18 protein-coding genes and 1 tRNA gene are annotated in these 25,969 nt (G+C 70.0%); 12 read left to right on the top strand and 7 right to left on the bottom strand.

All coding sequences use genetic code 11. From position 1 onward, the window contains the following. The 3 genes from DSM104329_RS15930 to DSM104329_RS15920 all read left to right on the top strand — a co-directional run bounded on the left by DSM104329_RS15930 (position 1) and on the right by DSM104329_RS15920 (position 6,565). Positions 1-1,401, top strand: a complete 1,401-nt coding sequence (locus DSM104329_RS15930) for a DUF4041 domain-containing protein (protein ID WP_259310832.1) — start codon at positions 1-3, stop codon at positions 1,399-1,401. A gap of 326 nt (positions 1,402-1,727) precedes the next feature. Continuing rightward, on the top strand, positions 1,728-5,018 hold the full coding sequence (locus DSM104329_RS15925) for a DEAD/DEAH box helicase (protein WP_259310831.1): 3,291 nt from the start codon (positions 1,728-1,730) through the stop codon (positions 5,016-5,018). Between the two features lie 68 nt (positions 5,019-5,086). Further along, on the top strand, positions 5,087-6,565 hold the full coding sequence (locus DSM104329_RS15920) for a transposase (RefSeq protein WP_259310830.1): 1,479 nt from the start codon (positions 5,087-5,089) through the stop codon (positions 6,563-6,565). Between the two features lie 176 nt (positions 6,566-6,741). Here the strand turns inward: DSM104329_RS15920 and DSM104329_RS15915 are convergent, their stop codons facing one another. Next, entirely contained in the window at positions 6,742-7,293 is a 552-nt protein-coding gene (locus DSM104329_RS15915; RefSeq protein ID WP_259310829.1) for a hypothetical protein, read from the bottom strand. A 279-nt stretch (positions 7,294-7,572) separates the two neighbouring features. Further along, positions 7,573-8,763, bottom strand: coding sequence for a restriction endonuclease (locus DSM104329_RS15910; protein WP_259310828.1), 1,191 nt, complete (start codon positions 8,761-8,763; stop codon positions 7,573-7,575). Between the two features lie 344 nt (positions 8,764-9,107). Between DSM104329_RS15910 and DSM104329_RS28955 the strand changes: the two genes are divergently transcribed. Then, on the top strand, positions 9,108-9,560 hold the full coding sequence (locus tag DSM104329_RS28955) for a site-specific integrase (RefSeq protein WP_326924440.1): 453 nt from the start codon (positions 9,108-9,110) through the stop codon (positions 9,558-9,560). A 79-nt stretch (positions 9,561-9,639) separates the two neighbouring features. Here the strand turns inward: DSM104329_RS28955 and DSM104329_RS15900 are convergent, their stop codons facing one another. From DSM104329_RS15900 to DSM104329_RS15885, 4 genes are all read right to left on the bottom strand, one after another. After that, positions 9,640-10,500 carry a hypothetical protein gene (locus DSM104329_RS15900; protein WP_259310826.1) on the bottom strand — a complete coding sequence of 287 codons (861 nt, stop codon included), beginning with the start codon at positions 10,498-10,500 and terminating at the stop codon, positions 9,640-9,642. 192 nt (positions 10,501-10,692) lie between these two features. After that, positions 10,693-11,964 carry a tyrosine-type recombinase/integrase gene (locus DSM104329_RS15895; RefSeq protein WP_259310825.1) on the bottom strand — a complete coding sequence of 424 codons (1,272 nt, stop codon included), beginning with the start codon at positions 11,962-11,964 and terminating at the stop codon, positions 10,693-10,695. A 188-nt stretch (positions 11,965-12,152) separates the two neighbouring features. Further along, positions 12,153-12,225 (bottom strand) — tRNA-Arg (locus DSM104329_RS15890). Positions 12,226-12,275: 50 nt separating this feature from the next. Beyond that, on the bottom strand, positions 12,276-13,082 hold the full coding sequence (locus DSM104329_RS15885) for an alpha/beta fold hydrolase (RefSeq protein ID WP_259310824.1): 807 nt from the start codon (positions 13,080-13,082) through the stop codon (positions 12,276-12,278). A 275-nt stretch (positions 13,083-13,357) separates the two neighbouring features. Between DSM104329_RS15885 and DSM104329_RS15880 the strand changes: the two genes are divergently transcribed. The 8 genes from DSM104329_RS15880 to carB all read left to right on the top strand — a co-directional run bounded on the left by DSM104329_RS15880 (position 13,358) and on the right by carB (position 24,663). Then, positions 13,358-16,015, top strand: a complete 2,658-nt coding sequence (locus DSM104329_RS15880; protein WP_259310823.1) for a hypothetical protein — start codon at positions 13,358-13,360, stop codon at positions 16,013-16,015. A 64-nt stretch (positions 16,016-16,079) separates the two neighbouring features. After that, complete coding sequence (gene rnz, locus DSM104329_RS15875; RefSeq protein WP_259310822.1) at positions 16,080-17,051, top strand: ribonuclease Z; 972 nt, start codon at positions 16,080-16,082, stop codon at positions 17,049-17,051. Further along, positions 17,048-17,401 (top strand): PASTA domain-containing protein, encoded by a 354-nt coding sequence (locus tag DSM104329_RS15870; RefSeq protein ID WP_259310821.1) that lies wholly within the window; start codon positions 17,048-17,050, stop codon positions 17,399-17,401. Before rnz ends, DSM104329_RS15870 begins: the two co-directional genes overlap by 4 nt. Before the next feature lie 165 nt (positions 17,402-17,566). After that, on the top strand, positions 17,567-18,112 hold the full coding sequence (gene pyrR, locus DSM104329_RS15865; RefSeq protein WP_407655926.1) for a bifunctional pyr operon transcriptional regulator/uracil phosphoribosyltransferase PyrR: 546 nt from the start codon (positions 17,567-17,569) through the stop codon (positions 18,110-18,112). Then, the gene (locus DSM104329_RS15860; protein WP_407655925.1) at positions 18,109-19,047 is read left to right on the top strand and encodes an aspartate carbamoyltransferase catalytic subunit; all 939 of its coding nucleotides are present in this window, start codon (positions 18,109-18,111) and stop codon (positions 19,045-19,047) included. The genes pyrR and DSM104329_RS15860 overlap by 4 nt, the downstream gene beginning before the upstream one ends. Next, the gene (locus DSM104329_RS15855; protein WP_259310818.1) at positions 19,047-20,390 is read left to right on the top strand and encodes a dihydroorotase; all 1,344 of its coding nucleotides are present in this window, start codon (positions 19,047-19,049) and stop codon (positions 20,388-20,390) included. Before DSM104329_RS15860 ends, DSM104329_RS15855 begins: the two co-directional genes overlap by 1 nt. Before the next feature lie 57 nt (positions 20,391-20,447). Beyond that, positions 20,448-21,566 (top strand): glutamine-hydrolyzing carbamoyl-phosphate synthase small subunit, encoded by a 1,119-nt coding sequence (gene carA / locus DSM104329_RS15850; protein ID WP_259310817.1) that lies wholly within the window; start codon positions 20,448-20,450, stop codon positions 21,564-21,566. After that, on the top strand, positions 21,559-24,663 hold the full coding sequence (gene carB, locus DSM104329_RS15845; protein WP_259310816.1) for a carbamoyl-phosphate synthase large subunit: 3,105 nt from the start codon (positions 21,559-21,561) through the stop codon (positions 24,661-24,663). The genes carA and carB overlap by 8 nt, the downstream gene beginning before the upstream one ends. Positions 24,664-24,721: 58 nt before the next feature. Here the strand turns inward: carB and DSM104329_RS15840 are convergent, their stop codons facing one another. Further along, positions 24,722-25,813, bottom strand: a complete 1,092-nt coding sequence (locus DSM104329_RS15840; protein WP_259310815.1) for a quinone-dependent dihydroorotate dehydrogenase — start codon at positions 25,811-25,813, stop codon at positions 24,722-24,724. Positions 25,814-25,969: the final 156 nt, after the last annotated feature.

Genomic DNA, 25,969 nt, shown 5'->3' with positions numbered 1-25,969 from the left:
ATGGCAGTGCCCGCGCGAGTCGCGGACACGGCAGTGACAGCGGATGCAGATGCTGCAAAGACCAGCGATCGACGAATTCCGCTGTTCGGTGCTCGGGCGCGGGCGAGAGAACTTCACAGCGAAGTTGACGGACTACGAGCGCAACTGGATCGCCTCGGGGCGCTCGAGGTGGCCGATCTCGAGCGCCGCAAACACGAGCTCGAAGAAGAGATCGCCGCGCAGCGGACGCGTTTGGACCAAGAACGTGTCGCCGCTGCAGCCAGCTTGGAACGCCAGGCCACCGAGGCTCAGGAGCGCATGCGGAGGGATGCGGCGGCGCAATTCGAGGAGCACGCCAGGCTGACCGCGCAACTTCGAGAGCTGCGCCAACAGGTCGTCGTCACGGAGGAAGCCGCGATCTTGCAGGAGGTGGGCGTCTACGAGTACCGCCACCCGCTGAGCGACTCGGTGGCGTACGCATCCGAGCTCAAACGACTACGCGACCTCATCAAGGCGATGAACCGCAAGGACGGCGGAGCGGTGGTCGGGTCCACCAGCTGGACAGTCAACGGCTCCGCGCCCCAAGGCCGGGTCATGGTTCGCGACTTCTCGAAGCTCATGCTGCGGGCCTACAACGCCGAAGCCGACAACCTCGTCCGAGACCTGAAGCCCTACAAGCTGGCGTCCTCGATCGACCGCCTCACGAAAGTCGCGACGACGATCGTGCGGCTGGGCAGCACGATGGGGATCCGAATCACCGACCAGTACCACGGCGTGCGAATCCGAGAACTCGAGATCACTGCCGACTACCTCGAAAAGCTCGCCGAGGAGAAGGAACGCGAGCGTGAGGAGAAGGAGCGCCTGAGGGAGGAGCGTCGCGTTCAGCAGGAGATGGAGCGCGAGCGGGCGCGGCTTGAGAAGGAGAGACAGCACTACCTCAGCGCACTCGAGGCGCTGCTCGCCAACGGCGACCACGAGGCTGCCGAGCGTCTCCGCGCCGATCTGGCGGACGTTGAGCGCGCCATCGAGGACGTCGACTACCGAGCGGCCAACATCCGCGCGGGCTACGTCTACGTCATTTCGAATGTCGGTGCGTTCGGAGACCGCATGGTGAAGATCGGCCTAACACGGCGCTTGGACCCTCTCGACCGGGTCCGAGAGCTCGGAGATGCTTCTGTGCCATTCCGATTCGACGTGCACGCGCTGTTCTTCTCCAAGGACGCGGTAGGCATCGAGACGGCGCTGCACGAGCGGCTCGCCGATCGTCGCGTGAACCGGGTCAATCAGCGGCGCGAGTTCTTCTACGCAACGCCGGCGGAGGTCAAGGAGCATCTGCTCGAGGTCGCTGGCGAGATCATCCAGTACGACGAGCAGCCAGAGGCGCTGGAGTACCACCAGAGCACCAGACTCGGGGCACGATGACAAGTCATATTCTGCGGCGTCGGGGTAGCGAGTTCAAGTCAAGCCTGTGCTGCTGCAAACACGCGAAAGCGGTAGTCGCACGCACGAGCGACCGCTTGCTTGCTCGGGCGCTCGATTCTGTACCGCCTTTGTCGCTCGGGGTTGTGCGCGCCGCAGGGCGCGGCGCGCTCCATCATCCTGAGGCAGTTCGGTTGTCGATGGACGCTGGCGCCGACGCTGACACATTTCCGTGCAAGGCCACCCGGCGTTGTCGGTGCAGTGTGAATGGACCGGCGTGAGTTGCAGGTGCGCGACATCCAGCCGCCGCCTGTCGTGCCGCGCTGAATGTGTGCGACGAATGCGTCCGCTACGAACGCGATTCTCCGAACATCATGTCCGATGAGTCTGAGCAGACAGAGGCGAACGAGCGAACATTCGAACTGCCGAAGTGCTGGTCGTCAGAGCTCACGGTCGATCGGAACGCGGCCCGCCAACTCCTCCTAGACACGAGAACGGCGCGAATCGTGGGCGACGCTCGCAGCGGCCTGCGCGCGGCTATCGACGACGGCACGGAGTTCCGGCTGCGCCGTTCTGCCGCGGGGCTTGGGCTCGGCGAGCGTGCGCTCCGGATCTCGAAGGCTGCGCAAGCAGATCTCAACCTGCTGCTCGCTCACGACGAGCATCGTCGGTGGATCGGAGACCTCGCCGCGGACCCGCCGGCGACAGTTCGTGGCTCCTGGGCTGACGCGTTCGACTACGCGATGGAAGATCGGACGGCCGGTCGCATCGGGCTACGTCGACCGCAGGCGGGCGCAGTGCATTCAGTCCTTGGCCATTGGACCACGGGCTCCGTCGAGCCGGCCACCGTCGTCATGCCGACCGGCACGGGCAAGACCGAGACGATGCTCGCCCTCCTTGTGGCGGCACAGATCGAGCGCTTGTTGGTGGTGGTTCCGTCCGATGCGCTGCGCGACCAGATCGCCGCGAAGTTCGAACAGTTCGGGGTGCTCCAGCAGGCAGGGATCATCAGCGAGAGCGCCCAGCGCCCGGTCGTGGGCCGTCTCGCCCACGGCTTTACGTCGACGTCCAACGCGGCGGAGTGGGCCGAGGCGTGCAACGTGATCGTCACGACGCCGCCGGCGCTTGCGGCGGCCTCGGCTGAGGCGGCGAAGCAGCTCGTCGAGCGCTGTACCACTCTCTTCGTCGACGAGGCTCACCATGTCGCCGCACCGACGTGGCGCCAGATCCGCGACATGTTCTCCAGCCGCCGAGTGGTCCAGTTCACGGCCACGCCGTACCGCGAGGACGGTCGACGGCTTGGGGGCCGGATCGTCTACGAGTTCCCGCTCCGAGAGGCTCAAAGCGATGGCTACTTCTCGGCTATCGACTACACGTCCGTGATCGACTTCGGAGAACCGGACCGAGCGATCGCCGAACGCGCAGTGGCGCGATTGCGGCGCGACTTGGCGGCTGGCCTGGACCATCTCTTGATGGCTCGAGTGACGCGGATCGGCCGAGCCCGCGAGATCCGCGACCTCTATGACGAGATCGCGCCGGACCTCGGACCCGTCGCTCTGCACAGCACTCTCTCGGGCAAGGCGCGGCGCGACGGGCTCGATGCGATGCGGTCGCGCGCAAGCCGGATAGTCGTGTGCGTGAACATGTTGGGAGAGGGCTTTGACCTCCCGTCGCTCAAGGTGGCGGCAGTACACGATGCCCACAGGAGTCTCGGAATCACATTGCAGTTCGTCGGCCGCTTCGCGCGAACGGCGGATGCAGACATCGGGGAGGCTTCTGTCTTCGTCGCCCGTCCCGACAGTGGCTACGACCCGGCGCTCCGAAAGCTGTATTCCGAAGACGCAGATTGGAACGCCGTCATCCGCGATCTGTCCGAGACGGCCGTAGGTAGCGAGCGGGATCTCGACGAGTTCGAGGAAGCCTTCGGGACTCTCCCGGACGAGGTTCCCATCCGGACGCTGGAGCCGAAGATGAGCGCCGTGGTCTATCGCACTCGGTGTGCCGGTTGGTCACCCGAGGCCCTCCCGGACCTCGTCGGTGTCGAGAACCTCGTGACGGACCCGATCGCCATCAATGAGGAAGACCACGTCACTTGGTTTGTTGTCGAGCGCCGCGAACCCGTGCAGTGGGCGGACCTGGACGACATGGTTGAGATCACCTACGACCTCTTCGTCCTCTACTGGGACCGTCAGCGGCAACTGCTCTACGTCAACTCCTCCGACAAGGGATCAACGCACGACGATCTCGCTCGGGCGATCAGCGCGGGCACCGCGGAGCTGATCAAGGGTGAGGCGGCCTACCGCGTGATGGCGCGGGTGAACCGGCTAGTTCCAACGAACGTCGGCGTCCTAGACGTCCGCAGCCGAAGTCGACGATTCTCGATGCACGTCGGCGCTGACGTGATCGCGGGGTTCACCGAAGCTGAAGCGCAAACGAAGGCGAAGACCAACATCTTCGCGTTCGGGTTCGAGGAGGGCGTCCGCGTGAGTCTGGGCGCGTCTTTGAAGGGGCGAGTGTGGAGCTATCGGGCCGCGCCGACGTTGAAGCACTGGGTCGACTGGTGCGATCACGTCGGACCGAAGATGGCAGACGATGGAATCTCCATCGATGAGGTCATGCGCGGCTTCATTCGCCCGAAGACGCTTGACACGCGACCGGAACTCGTCCCGCTGGCGATCGAGTTGTGGGAGCCCCTCCTGAGCACGAGTGAGGAGACTCGCGTTCAGACAGGGGATTCGGACGCTCCGCTTGTCGATCTCGAGCTTCGCATCGTCGACCACTCGACGACCGGGCCGATCGTGTTCACCGCGGCTGCCGACGACGTAAGCGCGCTGTACGAACTCGACATCACCGAGGGGGCGATCACGTACCGGGCGCGCGAGGCCGAGCTTCAGGTCTTCTCTCGGCGTGCGGGGGCGCGGCCCCTAAGTGACTACCTGCGTCGTACTGATCCTCTGCTGCTATTCGAGCAGGATGCTGTTGTTGTCTCGCCAGGGATTCTCTTGCAGCCTGATCGCGAGATCGCTCCATTTGATCTCACGCGACTCGGCGCAATCGATTGGGACGGTGTCGATATTCGCAAGGAATCGCAAGGTCCCGAACGCGACCCGACGTCAGTCCAACATCGCACGGCGATGGAACTGATGTCAGAAGCCGAATGGGAGCTCGTCATCGACGATGATGGGACCGGAGAGATTGCGGATCTTGTCCTAATACGGCGAGACGACGAGAGCCTCACGATCACGCTTGTCCACTGCAAGTTCAGCTCTCAGGATGAGCCAGGAGCACGTGTTGCCGACCTCTACGAGCTATGCGGTCAGGCTCAGAAGTCAGCAAAGTGGCGTCACCACAGCGCGCTGCTGTTCCGACACCTCCTTCGTCGCGAGCGCAATCGCAACAAAAAGCACGGGCGTTCGGGAATCCTGCTCGGCAGCGGGGAGACGCTCTATCGGCTTGAAGAGGCCGCACCCGTCCTGCGCCCCGAGATCTCGGTCGTGGTCGCGCAGCCAGGTCTGTCGAAGGCAAGCGCCTCCCCAGCCGTGGCGCAGTTGCTGGCGTCGACCGAGCTCTACCTGCGCGAGACGGCGAGCGCAGCGTTCCGAGTGCTTTGTAGCGCCTAGTCGGACCGACGCGAAGCGCTACGCAGCGTGCGCTGCCGCTCTGCGCGAGAAAGACAGTGCCGGGGCGAGTGCCGCTTCTCGTCGAGGGTGTCGCACAAACCGGGGTGATGTCCGGTGGCGTCGGGACGATTTCGGGCATGGCGCAGAACTTCTTGTCGTGCGATCGCGAGCAGGAGTTGTTGCTACCGCCGAGCCTGCGTGAGTGGTTGCCGGAGGAGCACCTTGCGTGGTTCGTTCTCGACGCGGTGGCAGAGATGGACCTGGCGGCGTTCTACGCGGGCTATCGCGACGACGGGTGGGGCCGGGCGGCGCATGACCCGGCGATGATGGTGGCGTTGTTCGTCTACGCCTACGCGATCGGGGTTCGGTCGGCGCGGGCGATCGAGCAGCGCTGCCACGATGACGTTGCGTTTCGCGTGATCACGGCCAATCGGGTACCCGATCACGCGACCATCGCCAGGTTCCGTGTCCGGCACGAGGCGGCAATCGCCGGTTTGTTCGGTGAGGTGTTGGCGCTGTGCGCGCGCAGCGACCTGGTCAAGGTCGGCGTCGTTGCCGTCGATGGCACGAAGATCGCGGCGGCGGCCACGCATCACGCGACGCGCACCTACGAGCAGATCGCCCGCGAGATCCTCGAGGAGGCGGCGCGCATCGACGCGGCCGAAGACGAACTGTTCGGCGAGGCGCGCGGTGACGAGTTGCCGGAGGGCTTGCGCACCAGCGGCGACCGGCGCAAGGTGTTGCGCGAGGCCAAGCAGGCGCTGGAGGCCGAGCGCGCAGCGCAGGCCAAGAAGATCCCCCGCGACCGCGCCGAGCGGCTGGTCGAGTGCCGGCGCCGGCTGCGCCAGGACTGGGAGCTCGAGCGTCACGTCGTCTCAGAGCACGCGGCGTGGCATGCGGCCGGCATCGCCAGCGACGGCTCGCGGCGGATGACCGGGGCGCGCCACAACATCAAGCCTTATCCGCTCCCTGCCGAGCCGGCGGGCAAGATCAACGTCACCGACCCCGACTCGCGCAATCTCAAGACGACGCGCGGGTGGGTGCAGGGTTACAACGCCCAAGGCGTCGTCGGCGAAGGCCAGATCGTGCTCGCGGCCGAGATCAGCATCGAGTCACTCGACACCGCCAGCCTGCAGCCGATGGTCGAGACCACGCTGCACGAGCTGGCTGGCGCCGGGGTCAGCGAGACGCCCGGGGTGGTGTTGGCCGACGCCGGCTATTGGAAGAACGACGCGATCGACGCCATCGTCGCCCAGGGCATGCAGGTCCTCGTCGCCCCGGACGCCGATCGTCGCAAAGAGCCCCGCCCCGGACGGCGCGGCGGTCTCTATGACTTCACCCGCCGCGTCCTGGCGACCGACTTCGGCAAACAGCTCTACCTCAGACGCCAAGGCATCGTCGAACCCGTCTTCGGACAGATCAAAAGCAACCGCGGCGCCCGCCAGTTCTCCCGCCGCGGCCGGTCCGCCGTCAGATCCGAATGGCGGCTGCTGACGGCCACCCACAACCTCCTCAAGCTCCACCAACACCACCTCGCGGCCGCCTGAACCGCCGCGCACGCCGATCAGCGACATCATCGGCCGTCCGGGCCGATTGGCACTCACCGAAGTCGCGCCGACCGCCACCCTCACCGCCGCCGCACCGGACAGACTCGCGAGTTTCCGCGACACCCTCCGTCCAAAGCGGTAGCGGCGGAGAGGACGGGTCGACAGTTCGATAGGTGCTACGCATCGCGCCGACGGCGACGGGAGAACCGTTCCCTAAGTGCTCTCTCGATCATCTCGGTGGCCACGGTTCTTGTTGCGTCGTGCGTTGCCTCGCGCAGGCCTTCACGCGCGCCCTGGATGGGGCCGGCAATGAACCACACGACCACGAGGCTGGCCTCGACCGCAAGGGCAAGGAACGGCTTGCCCTCCGCTACGAGGATGTAGCCGGGGCCGCCCTGACTGGCGAGCGCCATGAGGCTCTTGCCGAGCGCGGGCGATTGTTCGACGACGACGACGGGCTCAGACGTGATCGCCTGCACGAGTTCGGAAACCGCGTTCGGCCCTGCGCGCCGGGCTGCGGACGTCTCGTACGCGATTTGCTCCAGCAGGCTCGCCAGAGACTGTTCCGAGACTGGGGCAGCGCGCTCGACGTGGAGATCGGACGCCAGCGCAGCGAAGGGGTCGACTGATTGGTCTCGCTGAAAGAAGCGAGGGACCGACAGGATCTCGGCCTGAAGGGCGCCGTCCTCGCTGACGACAGCGGTCGTGTATGCGCGGACAGCGGGCATGCCAGCGCTCTTCGCTCCCGAGGCAGCTCTTCCTTCGGCCGTCGCCGACCGCGGAGCTCATGAGCATCGACGCGCCTCCAGCATTTGGCCCGTGGATGTCCTACCCAGGGGTCGGCTGCTCTGTCCGCGGCTAGCAGCCGGAGGTGCCGATCTACGCCGACTGCGACAGCGTCGGAGTCGCGGACGCGTTGTCCGATCGAGCCTGCGAAAACAAGGTGGGCTCGCCGGCGAGGCGGCGGTGCGGCGCGCGCTGCGGTGAGCTTCTTCGGCCGGTCGTGGTCATCCTAAAGTGGCCCGTAGACCCATCTGCTCCACAAGCCACGGACGCTCTGCCAACAGCATCTCCAAGTGGCTCTCCGGCCACATGTCGACTTGTAGCCGATTTCGCGCATTGTGGCCCTCCACCCAGGTGACGGCGTCGGCGGTGAAGCGGCCGCTGGTGGCGATGATCACGGCGTCGAAGGGCGGACTCCAAGTCTGCGCCTGGGTGACCGCTTCCGCAGCATCCGTGGGCCGAATCGAGCGTGACCGCCAATGCTTGCACTGCACCATGACCCTTTGGCGACGCCCGGTGCCCAGCGAGTCCGGCACGTCGCGTTCAACCGAGAGGTCACGACCGCGGTCGGGCGCGTTGGTGGCCGTCAACCACTGGGCGTTGTGGTAGCTCGGCGCGTCCCGGAGAAGGTTGAAGATGAGCCGCTCGAAGCCCTCGGAGTCAAGTGCGTCCCACGCCAACGCCGTGCTGACCGGCCCGGAGGGCTGCTGCGCGACGAGCGACCCCAGGTCCTCAACCTCGACGGGCAGCGGCTCCCCCTCGGCGTACATGCTGGCCTCCACGGCGGCGCGGACCGACGGCCAGTCACGCGCGACAATGTCACGTAGATCTACCGCCTCGCCGAAGGACAGGTGGCGGAATAGCGCCGACCAGTCACCTGCGGAGGCGGTGTCCCCAACCAGGCGGCGCAATTGTTTGGCCGCTTCGCGCAGCACAGGCCATTCATCGTCGCCGCTGACGCTCCCTTGCTCCTGCGGGTTGCGAGCTTTGATTCGCGCAAGCGTCGCGGCAATCTCGTCGATTAGCTCCGTGATCCGCCGCCGGCTCAGGTCACGCCGTAGACGCTCGAAGCGATGGCGGTAGTCAGCGACCTCGGCGCGCGGCGCGGCGATCTGCTGAGCGAGGTCTACGAGCGACTCCGGGATGCTCGCCTCGAAGGCGTCCATGCGCCACTGCGCCACATCGTCAAGCGCGAGGGGCTCGGCCTGGATACGGAAGCCGTTAAGCGCCGGAAGCGCCTCGATGAGCTCCGCAAAGCGCCGCCGGAGCTCGTCATGCTCCCGACCTTCCGGCGAGCCCGCAGAGAAGACGATGCCCTCGGGGATCATCTCCTCCAAGCGCGTGACGACCTCCTCCAGCGCGCGAAGGTTCGCGTCGGTGCGGTCGTACTGAGTGAGCGCCTGATCGAGGTTCATCTCTGAACCCATTGTCTCGAACGGCGCGGCGGCTCCCCGGCCATCGCCGCGCCGCCCCTCTCCATGCCGGGCAACGGCGCACGCAGATACCGCGCGAGCGGGCTACGCGAGGCTCGACGCTTCCACCCCAAGGAAGCGTCATGTCCGATGTTTGTCTGATCCCGCCGGCCGCCCCCGCTCGCCGCGCAACAAGGGCCAGCGCCACCCGGCCGACCCGCCGAGCGTGGCCGAGATCGTCGCGGTCATGCGACAGGCCGGCACCGGCATCTACGGAGCACGGCTGCGCGCACTCATCGTCGTGCTGTGGCGCGCCGGCCTACGCATCCACGAGGCGCTCGCATTGAGTGAATCGGCTCGATCAGCGGCGCGGCTCGCTGCTTGTGCGCCGCCGGAAGGTGGGCGTCGGCGCGAAGTGGGCATGGACGACTGGGCCTGGGAACAACTCCAGCCATGGCTCACCGCGCGCGTGGACCTACCGGTCGGGCCGCTGCTGTGCATCACCACCGGGCCGACGCGGGGACGCGAATGGTCAGCCGGCACCGCACGCACCGAGCTGCGCCACGCCGCCGCGCGCGCCGGTGTCCGCAAGCGCTTCGCCACATCAGCTCCGTCACGCTCACGCCGTCGAGATGGGCCGCGAGGGCGTGCCGCTGATCGTCATCCAACGCCAACTCGGGCACACCAACCTCGGGATCACCTCGATCTATCTCCAGGGCATCGACAGCACCGAGATCTTCGACACCGTCCACGCCCGCCGAGCGGCGATGATCCCAGTCGAGGCAACGCTCGGCCTCTGACCGCGAAGTGCCTCGCTGCCGGTCGTCGTCCGATGCGATAGTCGACCGACCTTCCGACGAGATCGTGGCGAGACCATCGTCACTCGACGGTTTCGTCGGCCGTTGGTTCTGTTTCGCCGGGCAACGGCTCTTCGAGACGCTCGGGTGGCCGCGGCTGCAGGTCTGGCCGATCGGCGTCGAGTCGCGGAATGAACGCCTGTTCATAACTTAAGGCCGGCCGGCCAGCGATGGTCGCAACGTTCTGCCATTCGACAGCGAAGAACTGCGTATTGAGATGTCGGTACACCTTCGCCACCTGCGGCGGACCACCGACGGAATCGAATCGCGCTTCGCGGATCACGTCACGCAGGACCTCGAATGGCTCCATGTCTAGACCGTCGGCTTGAACGCGTTCTCTGCCAGGCGCTCGTAGGAGCTCAAACAGGCGATTTCGAGCGAGCTCGACGGCGTCGGTGTCCCCGGCGAAGTGGAAGTGCCATCCACGCTCGGATTGCCGGCCCCGGACAACGCGTCTGTATCGAAACTCGCCCTCTGCGAACTCAAGCTTCCATGTGAAGAACGCCCGGTATCGCCATGAGTACCCACCGAGAAGGAAGACCGCTCGGGGAGGATCCGGCTCCGTCTGGCCGACTGCGAAGGGGCCGTCAATCAGCCCGCGCATTTGGTTGAACAACCGCAGCGAGTGACCACCGAGATGCGCGAGGTCGAGCCGGCGCTCCTGCGATGGCGGATAGAAGGCGATGGAGTTCGCCAACTGGAGCATCATCGGGTACGCGGCCTGTGTCTCACCCGCGAAACTCATCAGCGCGTCGCTTCGCGGCAACGTCAAGATCTTGGGGCAGCCATCCCAACGCTGCCCGCCGCTCAGGCGGCTGTCACTGGCAAATACCAACTCATCCATAGAGCCGCGATTGCGAAACCATGTGGCCGTAAGCGTCACGGCGGCAACGTATCCAAGCGACCATCCTGACGCGCCGCCCCGCCCATTCGTTGCCGCCGGAAGGCGGGGGTCTGCAAGATCCGTCAGCCCAGCGTCCCGGCGTGGCCGAGCCCGAGGCGCAGTCCGCTGCCGCTTTCCATGCCCAGCGGCAATTCCAGTCGCTGTCGCTTTGCGCGATTACCGCTAGCGGCGTCAAGTCGGGAGCTGCAGCGGCGCTGTGCCCAGGTCCTCGCTGAACGCCATCGCCAGCCGCTTCGCCGCATCCGTCCGGGGCACGCTGTGCACATAGCGCATCGTGGTCTGGATGTCCGCATGGCCGAGCATCGCCTGGACGTCGCTCACAGGGAAGACGCGCACCGCGATCGTGCCGAACGTGTGGCGCAGGTCATGGAAGGTCATGGGGTTGGTCTTGTCGCGGAGATGGCCGAGGCCGGCGTCGCGTAGGCCGCGGTAGAAGGCGTTGCGGACGCGACCGGCGTCAAGCATGCCTTCGCCGCGGGTGGGGAAGACGAGGTCGTCGGGACCGGTGGGGTAGCCGGCCTCGCTGAGGCGGTCGAGCGCGGCGATGGCCTGGGGGATGAGCGGGACGGAGCGGCCCTTGCCCGACTTGGGTGCCTTTGGCGCGGTGCCGCCGGGAGCGGAGGTGGGCGCGTTGCGGCGGACGACGATCGACTCGCCGCTGAAGTTGACGTCGCGCCAGCGCAGCGCTCGGAGCTCGCCGAAGCGGAGGCCGGTGTACGCGGCGACGCGGACGACGTCGGCCCACATGGCGCGGCGCTCCGTCGTGGCGGCGAAGGCCCGCTCGTCGACAAGCCCGTTACGCATCAAAGGAAGCTCGTCGTCGGGAACCGCAGCAATCGCGCGCGCGACCGCCTCGACCTGGGAGGGCTCGAGCACGTTGAAGTCCGGGTCCGGCGGAGGCTGAGAGACGACCTGCAGCTCGGCGAGCGAGTTCTCGCCGATCCAGCCGAGCTTCTTCGCGTGCTGGAGGATGCGCCGCAACACGACAAGCCGCCGGCGGATGCTCTCGCGGCCGAGCTTGCCGTCGAGCAGGAGCCGGTCCTGGTAGCGGCGCGCCTGCTCTTCGGTGATCTTTCGCAGCGGCGTGTCGGGGGAGAACTCCTCGGCGTACAACCGCCCGACGATCGCCGTGTAGCCGTGCATCGTGCTCGCGGACACGCCGCGGACGGTCTGTCCGTGCAGGAGCCAGGCGTCCGCTGCCGCCCCGAGGGTCTTCGCACCCGAGCGCGCGCCCGTGCGCGGCTTGGCCTTCTCGACGCCGAGCAGGCGATCGAGCGCGTCCTGAGCCTCGCGGGGCGTGAGGTAGTCGGGATCCGGCTTCGATCCGTTCGCGGCGCGCCAGACGACTGCACCCCGCGGAGTCCGCTTGCCGCTGTCCTTGACCCAAGCCGGCCCGAGGAACTTCCGGCCCTTCGTGCCGTCTGCTCGCACGTACGTAGCCACCCAAACTCGTCCGGCGCGAGGACGCTCCTCAATGCGCAGATTGCCGGTGATCCGACGACCAGATTCAGCCATGAAGGCTCCTACGACTGAGAGGTGCGGGGCAGCTAGAGAACACGCTAGGGAACACGGTTCCTATCAGAGGCCACCCCGGAAACGAGAAAATCCCTGCTTTGCAGGTATTTTCTGAGCGCGCCCGACAGGATTCGAACCTGTGACCTCTTGCTCCGGAGGCAAGCGCTCTATCCACTGAGCTACGGGCGCGGGCGCGATGAAGCCTAGCGGTGCCGCCGGTCGCGCGAGGACGCGCCGTGCTACCGGCCCGCGAAGCGCGCGACCTGGGCCGCGAAGCGCTCGGCGTCCTGGAACATCATGCCGTGGGCGGCGCCCGCGTAGATCGACAGGCGGGCGCGCGGGATTCGTCGCGCGAGGTTCTGGGCGTTGCGCATGGGGACGCCCTGGTCGAGCTCGCCGTTGGTCACGAGCACCGGCATGGAGATCCGGTCGAGAGCGTTCCAGACGCGCGGGTACCGGAGGAAGGCGTTCTCGGCGCGGGCCTGCCGCTTGAGCGTGATGTTCGACACGGGCTCCTGCGGCACCGCGAGGTAGCCGGCGATGAAGCGCTGCTGCGCGGCCTGTCCCTCGGCCGAGGGCGGGAACAGCAGCGCGAGCGCCGCCTCGGTGTTGTTCGGGTCGCTGAGCGCGCCGATGAGGCCCGGCGGGGGCGGGATCGTATGACGGCTGCCGGCGTCGCCTCCGGTCGTGACGAGCCGGGCGAACGCGCGCGGGTAGCGCTCGGCCATCGTCAACCCGATCTCCCCGCCCATCGACCAGCCGACGACCGTCGCGTGGCGCAGGCCGAGCGCGCGGATGAGGCGGACGGTGTCGCGGGCCATCAGCGGGACCGACAGCCGCTGCGACCGGTCGTCGGTGGAGTAGCCGACGCCGCGGTTGTCGAAGATCGTCACGCGGAAGCTGCGCGACAGCGGCTCCAGCAGATACGTCATCCACAGGCTCATCGGCGCGGTGTCGCCGGTGATCATCAGCAGGTCCGGGCCGTGTCCGAACTGGCGGTAGCCGAGCTTCACCGGCCCCACCGCCACGCGATGTACGGGCCCCATGAACGCGCCCGCTCCGGTCAGCTGTGTGCCCGGCAGCAGCTCGGGACGTGGCCCGGCCGCACTCGCACTCCCACTCGCACTCGCGGTGCACACGAGAAGAACGAAGGTGAGGACGCCGGCCAGAACAGGGCACTTGCTCGAGGACATGTTCGCGGCGATCTAACCAAACGAACGGGCGAGTCCAAAGTCATCGCGCGCGGACCACCGGGTCGGGTACGGTCGGCACACGGGCGGGACGCCAATGTCTCGCGAGTCCAGCGAACCCGGGGGAACGGATGTCGAGCGGTGCGAGCGGTCGGCTCCGTCCACGACCGCGGACGGGCGCTCTGGTCGCGGTCGCCGCGCTCGCGCTCGCCCTCGCGCTGGCGGTCACCTCGCTCCTGGCCGCCGCCTCGACCGCGAGCGCCGACCTCGGCCCCGGCAGCCGCAACGCCCTGCGGCTGGGCCACGGCGACGCCATCCGCCTGGCGATGCCGCTGCCGACCGTCGTCCGGGACGTCCGCATCATCCACGCGAAGCACAAGGCGCTCCGCGCGCGCGTGCGCATCCGCTACCGCGCCGCGAACTGGAAGGGCGGCCGCGGCGTCGCCCGCGACCGCGTCATGGTCACCTTCCGCGTCGCCCGCCGGCTGCTGACCACCGGCCCCGATCCCTCCGCGCCGCGCTGGCACAAGGCCATCGTCCACCAGTTGCGCCACCGGACCGTCGAGCGGACGTACACCGTGCGCATCCCGACCCGCCACGCCGCGTTCCTGCGCAAGCGGGGCGCCTTCGCCAAGGACGCCGAGCGCCGCCGCGACGCCCGCCGTCTCCTCTGGGCCGACGTCCAGCAGGACCGCGACTTCCTGCACGTCGACGGCCACCGCGACTGGCGGGAGGGCAACGCGTCCAACGCCGCCGGCCTGCGCAGCAGCACGACGAGGCGCGCCGCCGGCCCGACGGCCCGGGCCGCGGGCAACGACGGTTGCGGCGCCAACAGCCCGTGCGGCACGCTGACCGTCCAGAACCAGACCGCCAACGGCGTCTACGGTCCCACCTCGCCGTACGCGGACGCCGGCGGCGGGCCGGGCACGCTGGGCGTGACCGCCAACGACGTCGGCATGCCGCTGGCCGTCAGCGGCACTGCGCTGCAGTGCTTCTACCAGGGCGGGGTCGGCAACTCGAACCCGGCCGGCTTCGCCAACTACGACGCCCAGGGCGATCCGCAGGCCTACGGGCCCGGCACCGTCGCGAACGGGGCCGACGGCGAGCCCGCGAGCTCGGGCACCGCGGTGACGCAGCCGATCGCCGCCGACGACTCGATCGCCAGCGCGAGCAACAACCAGATCGCGACGGCCAGCGGGTTCCTGACGGGGATCCTCGACGAGGTCGTCAACTTCGAGGCGTTCGCGCTGAACACGTACACGCCGAGCGTGGGCGGGCTCGCGATGATCGTCATGGGCGAGTCGAGCCTGCCGATCCCGTCGCCCGGCGCGGTGGTGAGCGCCGGCCTGAACATCGCCGAGGCGGTGATCGCGAACTCCTGCGACGGCAACCTGAACCTCATCGGGTTCGCCGCGGCCGAGCCGGGCGGCGGCCTCGCGGCGGCCTCGATCAGCGCGTCCAAGGAGGGCTTCGCGCCGGCCACCACGCCGGTCGCCGGGGCGACCAGCGGAACCGCCGGCAGCGCGATCGCGGGGACGCAGCTCAACCCGTCGCAGAGCATGTTCAACGGCTCGACCCTGTACCTGCAGCCCGACATGGGCGGCGGCGGCGTGCAGGGCAACGTCGCGAACTCGAGCGACAACCAGAACTTCATCGACCTCGTCTGGACGAACTTCGACCCCTGCCAGTACGCCGCGAACGTCAACCAGGTCGAGCAGCTGCAGGGCAACTGCCACGTCGGCCCGGTGGCCAGCCCGACGGTCACCAGCGACACCGGCGACGTCGACTGCGGGACCAACAACGCGCAGTGCCCGTTCCCGGCCGCGGACTTCCCCGCCGGCGCGGCGACCCTGCCGACCACTCCCATCGGCGTCACCGCGCCCAGCCAGGCGCCCGCCACGACGCTCGGCGTCAACGAGTGCGCGACGGTCATGGCGGCCGGCGACGCGCTGCCGAGCGGGCAGTCGATCTCCTCGCCCAGCGGCCTGTTCACGCTGACGATGCAGGCCGACGGCACGCTCGCGCTCTCGCAGAACGGCGCCTCCGGCAGCGCGACGCAGCTGTGGACCTCGTCCGGCACGCCGGTGGCCGGCGCGTTCGCCGCGATGCAGACCGGCGGCAGCCTGGCCGTCGTCGCCGCGCCGACCACCGTGACGTACACCTCGAACACGACCACGACCGGAACGCCGTACCTCGCGGTGCAGAACGACGGCAACCTCGTCGTGTACGACAACGCCACCGGCACCGCGGTGTGGGCGAGCAACACCCAGGTCGCGACCTGTTCGACGCCCGGCCCGGCGAGCAGCCCGACGAGCACGACCCCCGTCACGACCACGTCGGCCAACGGCTGCGCGACGCTCCTGGCCGCCGGCGACACCCGATATCTCGCCGGGACGCAGATCGTGTCCCCGAACGGCCAGTACACGCTCGGGTTCACCGGCGCGCTCTTCCTGTACCCGACGAGCCAGGGCATCGACAAGTGGACGTTCAGCTCGCAGGCGCTGTACCCGAATCCGGCAGCGACGGTCGGCGGCGGCGTGCCCGAGGGAACGTCGAACAGCTACGTCGTCATGCAGACCGACGGCAACCTCGTCGTCTACTACCCGGGGCCGAGCCTCTACGACCCGGGGAGCGACGGGCCGTCGGTCGCGTTCGCCACCAACACGAGCGGCAGCCCCGGCGCGTACCTGGCCGTCCAGAACGACGGCAACCTCGTCCTCTACGACGCGTCGAACACCGCGTTGTGGGCGACGAACACCGTGTCCGGCGCGCCGTGCCCGCCGCCGTAGCCGCTCGCCCGCCCGCCGCGCCCCGCCGCGCGACGACGCGCCGTCAGTACCTTCAGCAGCATCGATGGACCTCTCGATCTTCTTCGCCGGCACCGCCGGCTCAGTCCCCAGCGCCCGCCGCGGCCTGCCCGCGTCGCTGATCCGCCGCGGCGCCGACCGCATCCTGATCGACTGCGGTGAGGGCACGCAGCGCCAGTTGCTGCGCTCCGTCGGTCTCGCCGACATCACCGACGTCTTCCTGACGCATCTGCACACCGACCACTGGCTCGGCCTGCCGGGGATGCTGAAGTCGTTCGACCTGCGCGACCGCGACCGCCCGCTGACGATCCACGGCCCGCCCGGCACCCGCCGCCTGCTCGAGGGGCTGCGGCCGATCTGGGGCGGCACCGGCTACGAGGTGACGATCGTCGAGCCGGCGGCGATGGAGCCGATCGCCCGCGACGGGTACACGATCTCGGCGATCCCGGTGCGCCACCGCGGCACCGCCTACGGGTACGCGCTCGTCGAGGACCCGCGCCCGGGCCGCTTCGATGCCGCGCTCGCCGAGCGCCTCGGCGTCCCGCCCGGGCCGGCGTTCGGCGCCCTGCAGCGCGGCGAGGTCGTCAACGGCGTCGATCCCGAGCAGGTGATCGGGCCCGAGCGGCCCGGCCGCAAGATCGTCCTGTCCGGCGACACGCGCCCGTGCGAGACGGTCGCCATCGCCGCGCACCAGGCCGACCTGCTCGTGCACGAGGCGACGTTCACCAGCGAGGACGCCGACCGCGCGAGGAAGACGGGCCACTCGACCGCCGCCGAGGCCGCCGCGCTCGCCCGCGATGCCGAGGTCGCCCTGCTCGCGCTCACGCACCTGTCGACCCGCTACGCGGGCCGCGAGCTGCGCGACGAGGCGCGGGCGATCTTCCCGCGCTCCGAGGTCCCGCGCGACTTCGACGCGATCGAGATCCCGTTCCCCGAGAAGGGGGCACCCGAGCTCGTCCGCTGGAGCGGCGCGCCGCCACCGGCGCCGGCCGTCCCGGCCGAGGCGGCTCGACCGTGAACCTCGGCCCGCGCTGGACCCCGGGCTGGCTGACCCTCGCCATCGCCGGGGCCGCCGGGTTCCTGCTGGGGGTCGTCGTCCTGGTCCTCGCGCGCGGGGTCGTCCACGACGAGGTGCGCACCCAGACGATCCGGCGGACGAAGACCGTGCTCGTCCAGCCGCGCGTGCCGAACGTCGTCGGCCTCACCGTCGACGAGGCCCAGTCGCGGCTCGACGCGAAGGGCTACGCCAGCACCGTGTCCGGCGGCGGCTTCTTCGGCCCGGACGGCTCGGACACCGTCGCCGAGCAGGACCCGGCCGCCGGCGCGACGGTCGGCGGGGGCGCCACGATCCATCTGCGCGTCGGCTGACGCGACGCGACGCGGCCGGCCGGGCGGGCGGGCGAGCGAGCGGGCCGAGTCCCGCCGATCGCGCTGCTAGTGTCCGGCGCGGCTCCTTTAACCCGGTCCTGTGAGGCCAGGAAGGACGGACGACGAGACGTGCCTGACGAGAAGATCGTCCTCGACCGCGACGACATGCGGCGGACGCTCGTGCGCATCGCGCACGAGATCGTGGAGAAGAACGCGCGCCCCCACGGCGGCGACGCGAAGGATCCCGGCGGCGATGCGCTCGCCATCGTCGGCATCCACCGCCGCGGCGCCCATCTCGCCGCCCGCCTCAAGCGCCTGATCGACGACCTGCTGGAGGCCGACGTCCCGCTCGGGGACCTCGACATCTCCTTCTACCGCGACGACGTCGAGAGCCGGCCCGAGGAGCCGGAGGTCCACGCGTCCCACCTCGACTTCGACGTCGACCGCCGCACGATCGTGATCGTCGACGACGTCCTCTACACCGGCCGCACGGTGCGCGCCGCGATCGAGGCGCTGTTCGACTACGGCCGCCCCGCGCGCGTCCAGCTCGCCGTCGTCGCCGACCGCGGCCATCGCGAGCTGCCCATCCGCCCCGACTACGTGGGCAAGAACCTGCCGACGTCGCGCTTCGAGCGCGTCAACGTGCGCGTCGAGGAGCTCGACGGCGTCGACGAGGTCACCATCTCAGAGCTCGAGGAGGCTCTCGCCTGATGCGCCATCTGCTCTCCATCGACGACCTCGACCGCGACGCCATCGAGCGGATCCTCGCGCGAGCGGCGTCGTTCGCCGAGGTCTCCGGCCGCGAGATCAAGAAGCTGCCGACGCTGCGCGGCCGCCGCGTCCTCAACCTCTTCTACGAGAACTCCACGCGCACGCGCTCGAGCTTTGAGATCGCCGCCAAGACGCTCAGCGCCGACGTGACGAACTTCAGCCCGAGCGGCTCGAGCGTGGCGAAGGGCGAGTCGCTGAAGGACACCGTCCAGACGCTGAGCGCCTACGACCCCGCGGCGATCGTCGTCCGCCATCCGCACGCGGGCGCGGCGGTCATGGTGTCGCGCTGGACGCCCGCCGCGGTGATCAACGCGGGCGACGGCAAGCACGAGCACCCGACGCAGGCGCTGCTCGACGTCTACACGCTGCACCGCCGGCTCGGCGCGCTCGATGGCAAGCGCATCTGGATCGTCGGCGACATCGAGCACTCGCGCGTCGCGCGCTCGGACATCCTCGCCTTCACGCGCATGGGCGCGCACGTCACGGTCTGCGGGCCGCCGACGCTCATCCCGCCGGGCATCGAGGCGCTCGGCGCCACGGTGCGCTACACGCTCGACGACCTGCGCGAGGCCGACGTCGTCTACGCGCTGCGGATGCAGAAGGAGCGGATGACCGACGCGTACATCCCGTCGCTGCGCGAGTACGTCGCCCGGTACCAGATCAACGGCCGGCGCCTCGGCCCGCGCCAGGTGGTGATGCACCCCGGCCCGGTCAACCGCGGGGTGGAGATCGCCGGCGAGGTCGTCGACTCGCCCCAGGCGGTGATCACCGCCCAGGTCGAGGCGGGGGTCGTGGTCCGGATGGCCGTGCTATACGAGCTGCTGGCGGGCGCGCGCTCCGGCGCCCCCGAGCCCAGCGCCCCGGTGCTCGCCTGATGGCGGCGCCGATGCTCACCGGCATGCCCGCGCCCGGCGTGGATCTCGTGATCCGCGAGGCGCACGTGCTGGATCCCAACACCGGCCTCGACGGCGTGCACGACGTGGTGGTGCGCGGTGGCGAGATCGCCGAGATCGCCGCGCCCGGCACGGCGACCGTCCCCGACGGCGCGGAGGCCGTCTCCGGCGAGCGTCGCCATCTCCTCCCGGGCTTCTTCGACCCGCACGTGCACCTGCGCACGCCCGGCCACGAGCACAAGGAGCACATCGAGACGGGCACGCGGTCGGCGGCCGCGGGCGGCTACTGCGCCGTCGTCGCGATGCCGAACACCGACCCGGTGCTCGACTCCGCGCCGCTGCTGTCGGCCCTGCGCGACGCCGCCCGGCGCGACGCGCGCGTGCCGGTGGGCTTCATGCCGGCCATCACGCGCGGGCTGCAGGGCACCGAGCTCACCGAGATGGCCGAGTTGCGCGACGAGGGCGCGGTGGGCTTCACCGACGACGGCAAGCCGGTCGTCAGCGCCGGGATGCTGCGCCGCGCGATGCGCTACCAGAAGCTCTGCGGCGGCGTGCTCGCCCTGCACGAGGAGGACCCGTCGCTCTCCGGCCGCGGCGTCATGCACGAGGGCGAGGTGTCGGCGCGGCTCGGGCTCTCCGGGATCCCCTCGCTGAGCGAGGCGGTCATGGTCGCCCGCGACGCGATGCTCGCCCGCGAGGAGGAGGCGCGCACCCACTTCCAGCACCTCAGCGCGTGGCAGACGGTCGAGGCGCTGGCGGCGGCGAAGGCGGCGGGCGCGCCGGTCTCCGGCGAGGCGTCGCCCCACCACCTGCTGCTCACCGACGAGGCCGTGCTCAGCCTCGACACGCGCATGAAGATGAACCCGCCGCTGCGCACCGAGCGCGACCGCCAGGCCATCATCGCCGGCCTGCGCGACGGCACGATCGAGTGCATCGCCACCGACCACGCGCCGCACGCCGCCGACGAGAAGGACGTCCCGTTCGAGGAGGCGCCGATGGGCACGACCGGCCTGGAGACCGCGTTCGCCGCGGTCTACACCGGGCTCGTCCGGCCCGGGATCCTGCCGCTCGCGCTGGTCGTCGAGCGGCTGACCGCGGGCGCGCGGCTGGTCGGGCTCCCGACCCCGAGGATCGCGCGCGGCGCGCCCGCCAACCTCTGCCTCGTCGACCTCGAGACGACCTGGCAGGTCGGCGAGTCCGGCTACGAGTCGCGCTCGGACAACTGCTGCTTCGCGGGGCGGCGCCTGCACAGCCGCGTCCTCCTGACCATCGCGGCCGGTGCGGTCGCCTACCGGGAGCGCTCCTTCGCGCTCAGTGCGGCCTGAGATGAGACCCCGCGAGTCCTCACACACCGACGCGTCGACCCTGCAGGAGGTCACATCGTGAGCTATCTCCTGCTCGAGGACGAAGCGCGCTTCGACGGCGACCCGGTCGGCGCGACCGGCTACGTCACCGGCGAAGTGGTGTTCACGACCGGCATGGCCGGCTACCAGGAGTCGGTCACCGACCCCTCGTTCCGCCGCCAGATCGTCGTGTTCACGTACCCGCACATCGGCAACTACGGCGTGAGCGCGGCGGGGATGGAGTCCGACGCGATCCACGCGCGCGGCGTGGTCATGCGCTCGGCGATCAACTACGCGGACTCCCCGGGCGCCGAGATGGGCTGGCTCGACTGGCTGGCCCAGCGCGAGATCCCGGCGATCACGGGGGTCGACACGCGCGCGCTGGTGCGCCACCTGCGCGACAAGGGCGCGATGCGCGGCGGGATCTTCCCGAGCGGCATGGCCGAGACGCAGGCGATGGAGCTCGTCCACGCCGAGGAGCCGATGACCGGCCTCGACCTGGCGCGCGAGGTGACGCCGCGCGAGCCGATTCTGCTCGGGGAGTCGAACGACGGCCCGCGGATCGTGGCCATCGACACCGGCATCAAGACGTCGATCGTGCGCAACCTCGTCGTGCGCGGCGCCCGGGTCGAGCTGCACCCGTGCACCGCCACCGCCGACGAGCTGCGGGCCCGCGACGGCGACGCCTACTTCCTGGCCAACGGCCCCGGCGACCCGGCCGCGCTCGGCTACGTCGTCGACACGCTGCGCCAGCTGGTGGGGGAGAAGCCGACGTTCGGCATCTGCCTCGGCCACCAGCTGCTGTCACGCGCGGTTGGCCTCGAGACGTTCAAGCTGCCGTTCGGCCACCGCGGCGCGAACCACCCGGTCAAGGACCTCGAGACGGGGGCGGTCGAGATCACCTCGCAGAACCACGGCTTCGCGGTGCTCGGGCCCGGCGGCGAGCAGCGCCTCGACGCCGACGAGCCGGTGCGCTGGGAGACCGACTTCGGCGCCGCGCAGCTGTCGCACATCAACCTCTACGACCGGACGGTCGAGGGGCTCACGCTGCTCGACGTGCCGGGCGGGACGGTCCAGTACCACCCCGAGGCCGGGCCCGGACCCCACGACTCCCTGTACCTCTTCGATCGTTTCCTGGAGCAGATCGCGCGTGCCTAGACGAGACGACATCCACAAGATCCTCGTCCTCGGCTCCGGGCCGATCGTCATCGGTCAGGCGGCCGAGTTCGACTACTCCGGCGTCCAGGCCTGCAAGGTCCTGCTCGAGGAGGGCTTCGAGGTCGTCCTCGTCAACTCGAACCCGGCGACGATCATGACCGACCCGGAGTTCGCGACGGCCACGTACGTCGAGCCGCTGCTGCCCGGCCCCGTCGCGCAGATCATCGCCAAGGAGAACCCCGACGCGCTGCTGCCGACGCTCGGCGGCCAGACCGCGCTGAACCTGGCGCGCACGCTGCACGAGGACGGCACGCTCGAGCGCCACGGCGTCGAGCTCATCGGCGCGAACTACGACGCGATCGCCCGCGCCGAGGACCGCGACCTGTTCCGCCAGACGATGGATCGCGCGGGCCTGCGCATGCCGGCCAGCGCGATCGCCCACACGGTCGACGAGGCGCTCGCCGCCGCGCAGGACATCGGCCTGCCGCTCATCGTGCGCCCGGCGTTCACGCTCGGCGGCCAGGGCGGCGGCATCGCCCACGACCGCGAGCAGCTCGCCGAGATCGCCGCGCGCGGCCTGGCCGCGTCGCCGATCGGCCAGATCCTCATCGACCAGTCGGTGCTCGGCTGGGGCGAGTTCGAGCTCGAGGTCATGCGCGACCACAACGACAACTGCGTGATCATCTGCTCGATCGAGAACGTCGACGCGATGGGCGTGCACACCGGGGACTCGGTGACCGTCGCGCCGCAGCAGACGCTGACCGACCGCCTCTACCAGGAGCTGCGCGACCAGGCCTTCACGGTCATCCGGGCGGTGGGGGTCGAGACCGGAGGCTCGAACGTGCAGTTCGCGGTCAACCCGGAGACCGAGGAAGTCCTCGTCATCGAGATGAACCCGCGCGTGTCGCGCTCGTCCGCGCTGGCCTCCAAGGCGACCGGCTTCCCGATCGCCAAGATCGCCGCCCGCCTCGCCGTCGGCTACGCGCTCGAGGAGATCGACAACGACATCACCCGCCTGACGCCGGCCGCCTTCGAGCCGACGATCGACTACGTCGTCGTCAAGTGGCCCCGGTTCGCGTTCGAGAAGTTCGCCGGGGTCGACGCCGAGCTCTCCACGCACATGAAGTCGGTGGGCGAGGCGATGGCGATCGGCCGCACCTTCGGGCAGGCGTTCCTGAAGGCGATGCGCTCGCGCGAGCTCGACGCGACGCCCGACGTCGGCGGGCCGCTCGACGAGCTGCTCGAGCGCCTCGAGCACCCGGGCTCGGATCGCTACGACGTCCTGCTCGAGGCGCTGCGCCGCGGGGCGGACATCGGCGAGCTGCGCCGGCGCACGAGCATCGACCCGTGGTTCCTGCGCGAGCTGGCCGCGCTGGCCACCGATCCCGGCGCCGTGTTCGCCGGCGAGCGGTCCTTCAAGGCGGTCGACACGTGCGCGGCCGAGTTCGCCGCGCAGACACCGTACTTCTACTCGGGCTGGGAGCGCCGCGCCGCCCACGAGGTCGACCGCGGCGACCGGGCCAGCGTGATGATCCTCGGCTCGGGCCCGAACCGCATCGGCCAGGGCATCGAGTTCGACTACTGCTGCGTGCACGCCGCGATGACGGTGCGCGAGTCCGGCCGCGACGCCGTGATGGTCAACTGCAACCCGGAGACGGTCTCGACCGACTACGACACGTCCGACCGCCTCTACTTCGAGCCGCTCACGCTCGAGGACGTGCTCGGCGTCGTGGAGGTCGAGAAGCCCGAGGGCGTCATCGTGCAGTTCGGCGGGCAGACCCCGCTGAAGCTGGCGGCGGGCCTGCAGGAGGCGGGCGTCCCGCTGCTCGGCACGAGCGTCGACGCGATCGACCGCGCCGAGGACCGGGGCCGCTTCGGCGCGCTGCTGGCCGAGCTCGGCTACCAGGCGCCGCCGTACGCGACCGGCCACTCCGTCGAGGAGGCGCTGCGGGCGGCGCCCGAGGTCGGCTTCCCGCTGCTCGTGCGCCCGTCCTACGTGCTCGGCGGCCGGGCGATGGAGATCGTCTACTCGCTCGAGGGGCTCGCCGAGTACTTCGAGCGCAACATCGATCCCGCCCAACCCGGCCAGATCTACCTCGACCGATTCCTGGAGAACGCGATCGAGGTCGACGTGGACGCGCTCTGCGACGGCGAGAGCGTCTGGATCGGCGGGATCATGCAGCACGTCGAGGAGGCGGGCATCCACTCCGGCGACTCCGCGTGCGCGCTGCCGCCGCACTCGCTGGGCGACGACGACATCGCGGAGATCCGGCGCCAGACCGAGGGGATCGCGCTCGGGCTCGGGGTCGTGGGGCTCCTGAACATCCAGTTCGCGGTCGCCGCCGGGCGCGTGTTCGTCATCGAGGCCAACCCACGCGCCTCGCGCACCGTGCCGTTCGTGTCGAAGGCGATCGGCGTGCCGCTGGCGAAGATGGCGTGCCGGGTGATGCTCGGCGAGCGGATCGCGGACCTCGACCTGCCGGCGGATCCGATGGCGGGCGGGCACGTGTCGGTCAAGGAGGCGGTGATGCCGTTCAACCGCTTCTCGGGCTCGGACTCGCTGCTGGGGCCGGAGATGCGCTCGACCGGCGAGGTCATGGGCGTCGCCGCGGACTTCCCGACGGCGTTCGCGAAGGCCCAGGCCGCGGCCGGGTCGGCGCTGCCGCAGCGCGGCACCGTGTTCCTGTCGGTGACCGACGGCGACAAGGCCGCGGCGGCGGGGATCGCGTTCCTGCTGCACGACCTCGGCTTCTCGATCGTCGCGACGAAGGGCACCGCGCAGGCGATCCGGCCGTACGGCGTGCCGGTCGAGGCGATCAACAAGATCACCGAGGGGTCGCCGCACGTGGTCGACCGGATCGGGGCGGGCGGGGTGGACCTCGTCATCAACACGCCGACCGGCTCGGGCGCGCGCACCGACGGCTGGGAGATCCGCCGTGCCGCGATCGCGCGCGGCATCCCGTGCATCACGACGCTGTCGGGCGGACTCGCCGCGGCGCGGGCGATCCGCGCGGCGCGCGAGGCCGAGGCGCCGGTGCGCTCGCTGCAGGAGATCCACGGGCAGTCCCCGGCGCCGCGGCGGGCGGCGGTGGCGTAGAGGCTTCGCGCCGCGCCGCGCCGCGCCGCGCCGCGCCGCGACGTCGACGGCGCGCGGCTCAGCGCGCGGCGGCCACGGGCTCGGTCCCCACGGCCTCCTGCACGCGCGCGTAGCCCTGCGCGCGGGCGAGCGCGGCCAGCTCGGCGCCGAGCCGGTGCGCGAACAGCGGCCCGTGGTAGACGAACGCGGTGTAGACCTCGAGCAGCGTCGCGCCGGCGCGCACGCGCTCCCAGGCGTCCTGCGCCGTCTCGATCCCGCCCGATGCGACGAGCAGCAGGCGGTCGCCGGCCCGTGCGCGGATCCGTCGCAGGACCGCGAGCGAGCGCGCGTTCAGCGGCGCGCCGGAGATCCCGCCGCCCTCGAACGCGGCGTCCGCGGCGGCGCGGTCGCGCAGCATGCCGCGGTCGATCGTCGTGTTCGTGGCGATCATCCCGGCCAGGCCGAGATCGAGCGCGAGGTCGACCAGGGCGTCGACCTCACCGTCGAGGAGGTCGGGCGCGACCTTGAGCAGCACGGGCAGCTCGGGCGCCGCCTCGACCACCGCGTCGAGGATCGGGCGCAGCGACTCGGGGTCCTGCAGCGAGCGCAGCCCCGGCGTGTTCGGGCTCGATACGTTGACGACGAGGAAGTCGGCGTGCGGGGCCACCGCGCGCGCGCTGTGGCGGTAGTCGGCGGCGGCCGCGTCGAGCGGTGCGACCTTCGACTTGCCGATGTTCGCCCCGACCACGCCGCGCGCCGGATCGCGGGCCGCGAGCGCGCGCCCCGCCGCCGCCGCGCCGGCGTTGTTGAAGCCGAAGCGATTGAGCAGCGCGCGGTCCCCCGGCAGCCGGGCGAGGCGCGGCCTGTCGTTGCCGGGCTGCGGCACCGCGGTGACCGTGCCGACCTCGACGAAGCCGAACCCGAGCGCGAGCGCGGCGTCGAACAGCCGGGCGTCCTTGTCGAAGCCGGCGGCCAGCCCGACCGGGCTCGGCAGGTCGCGGCCGAGGGCGTGGGTGACCAGCGCCGGGTCGCTCGGCGCGAGCGCCCTGCGGGTCCGTTCCGCGAGCCCCGGCAGGCTCGTCAGCAGGCGCATCGCCAGCGCGCCGCAGACGTGCGCGGCCTCCGCCGGAAGCAGGAAGAGGAGGGGCCGGATGAGGCGCTGGTAGAACATTCTCCGCAGCATCTTGGCGGCCCTCGGGACCTGATGCGAGGCCGCATAACCCCTTACCACAAAAGACCTGCAAATAGCCTCCTCCCAGGGTCAACCAACCTCCACAGATGTGGACCTCAAGTCGAGGTGTAGGCGGATTTGCTGCTCTCGCCTTGA

Origin of the sequence: Capillimicrobium parvum (assembly GCF_021172045.1) — a bacterium.
GTDB classification, from domain to species: Bacteria; Actinomycetota; Thermoleophilia; order Solirubrobacterales; family Solirubrobacteraceae; genus Capillimicrobium; species Capillimicrobium parvum.
The sequence above is the reverse complement of the archived record's forward strand: the minus strand, read 5'-3'. Positions and strand labels throughout refer to the sequence as shown.

Coding starts and splice junctions, on each gene's coding strand:
- DSM104329_RS15885 (WP_259310824.1), bottom strand. CDS start 13,082: ATGGGGCCCGTACATCGCGTGGCGGTGGGGCCGGTGAAGCTCGGCTAC.
- pyrR (WP_407655926.1), top strand. CDS start 17,567: ATGCGGCGGACGCTCGTGCGCATCGCGCACGAGATCGTGGAGAAGAAC.
- DSM104329_RS15915 (WP_259310829.1), bottom strand. CDS start 7,293: ATGCCCGCTGTCCGCGCATACACGACCGCTGTCGTCAGCGAGGACGGC.
- DSM104329_RS15930 (WP_259310832.1), top strand. CDS start 1: ATGGCAGTGCCCGCGCGAGTCGCGGACACGGCAGTGACAGCGGATGCA.
- rnz (WP_259310822.1), top strand. CDS start 16,080: ATGGACCTCTCGATCTTCTTCGCCGGCACCGCCGGCTCAGTCCCCAGC.
- DSM104329_RS15840 (WP_259310815.1), bottom strand. CDS start 25,813: ATGTTCTACCAGCGCCTCATCCGGCCCCTCCTCTTCCTGCTTCCGGCG.
- DSM104329_RS15880 (WP_259310823.1), top strand. CDS start 13,358: ATGTCGAGCGGTGCGAGCGGTCGGCTCCGTCCACGACCGCGGACGGGC.
- DSM104329_RS15910 (WP_259310828.1), bottom strand. CDS start 8,763: ATGAACCTCGATCAGGCGCTCACTCAGTACGACCGCACCGACGCGAAC.
- DSM104329_RS15855 (WP_259310818.1), top strand. CDS start 19,047: ATGGCGGCGCCGATGCTCACCGGCATGCCCGCGCCCGGCGTGGATCTC.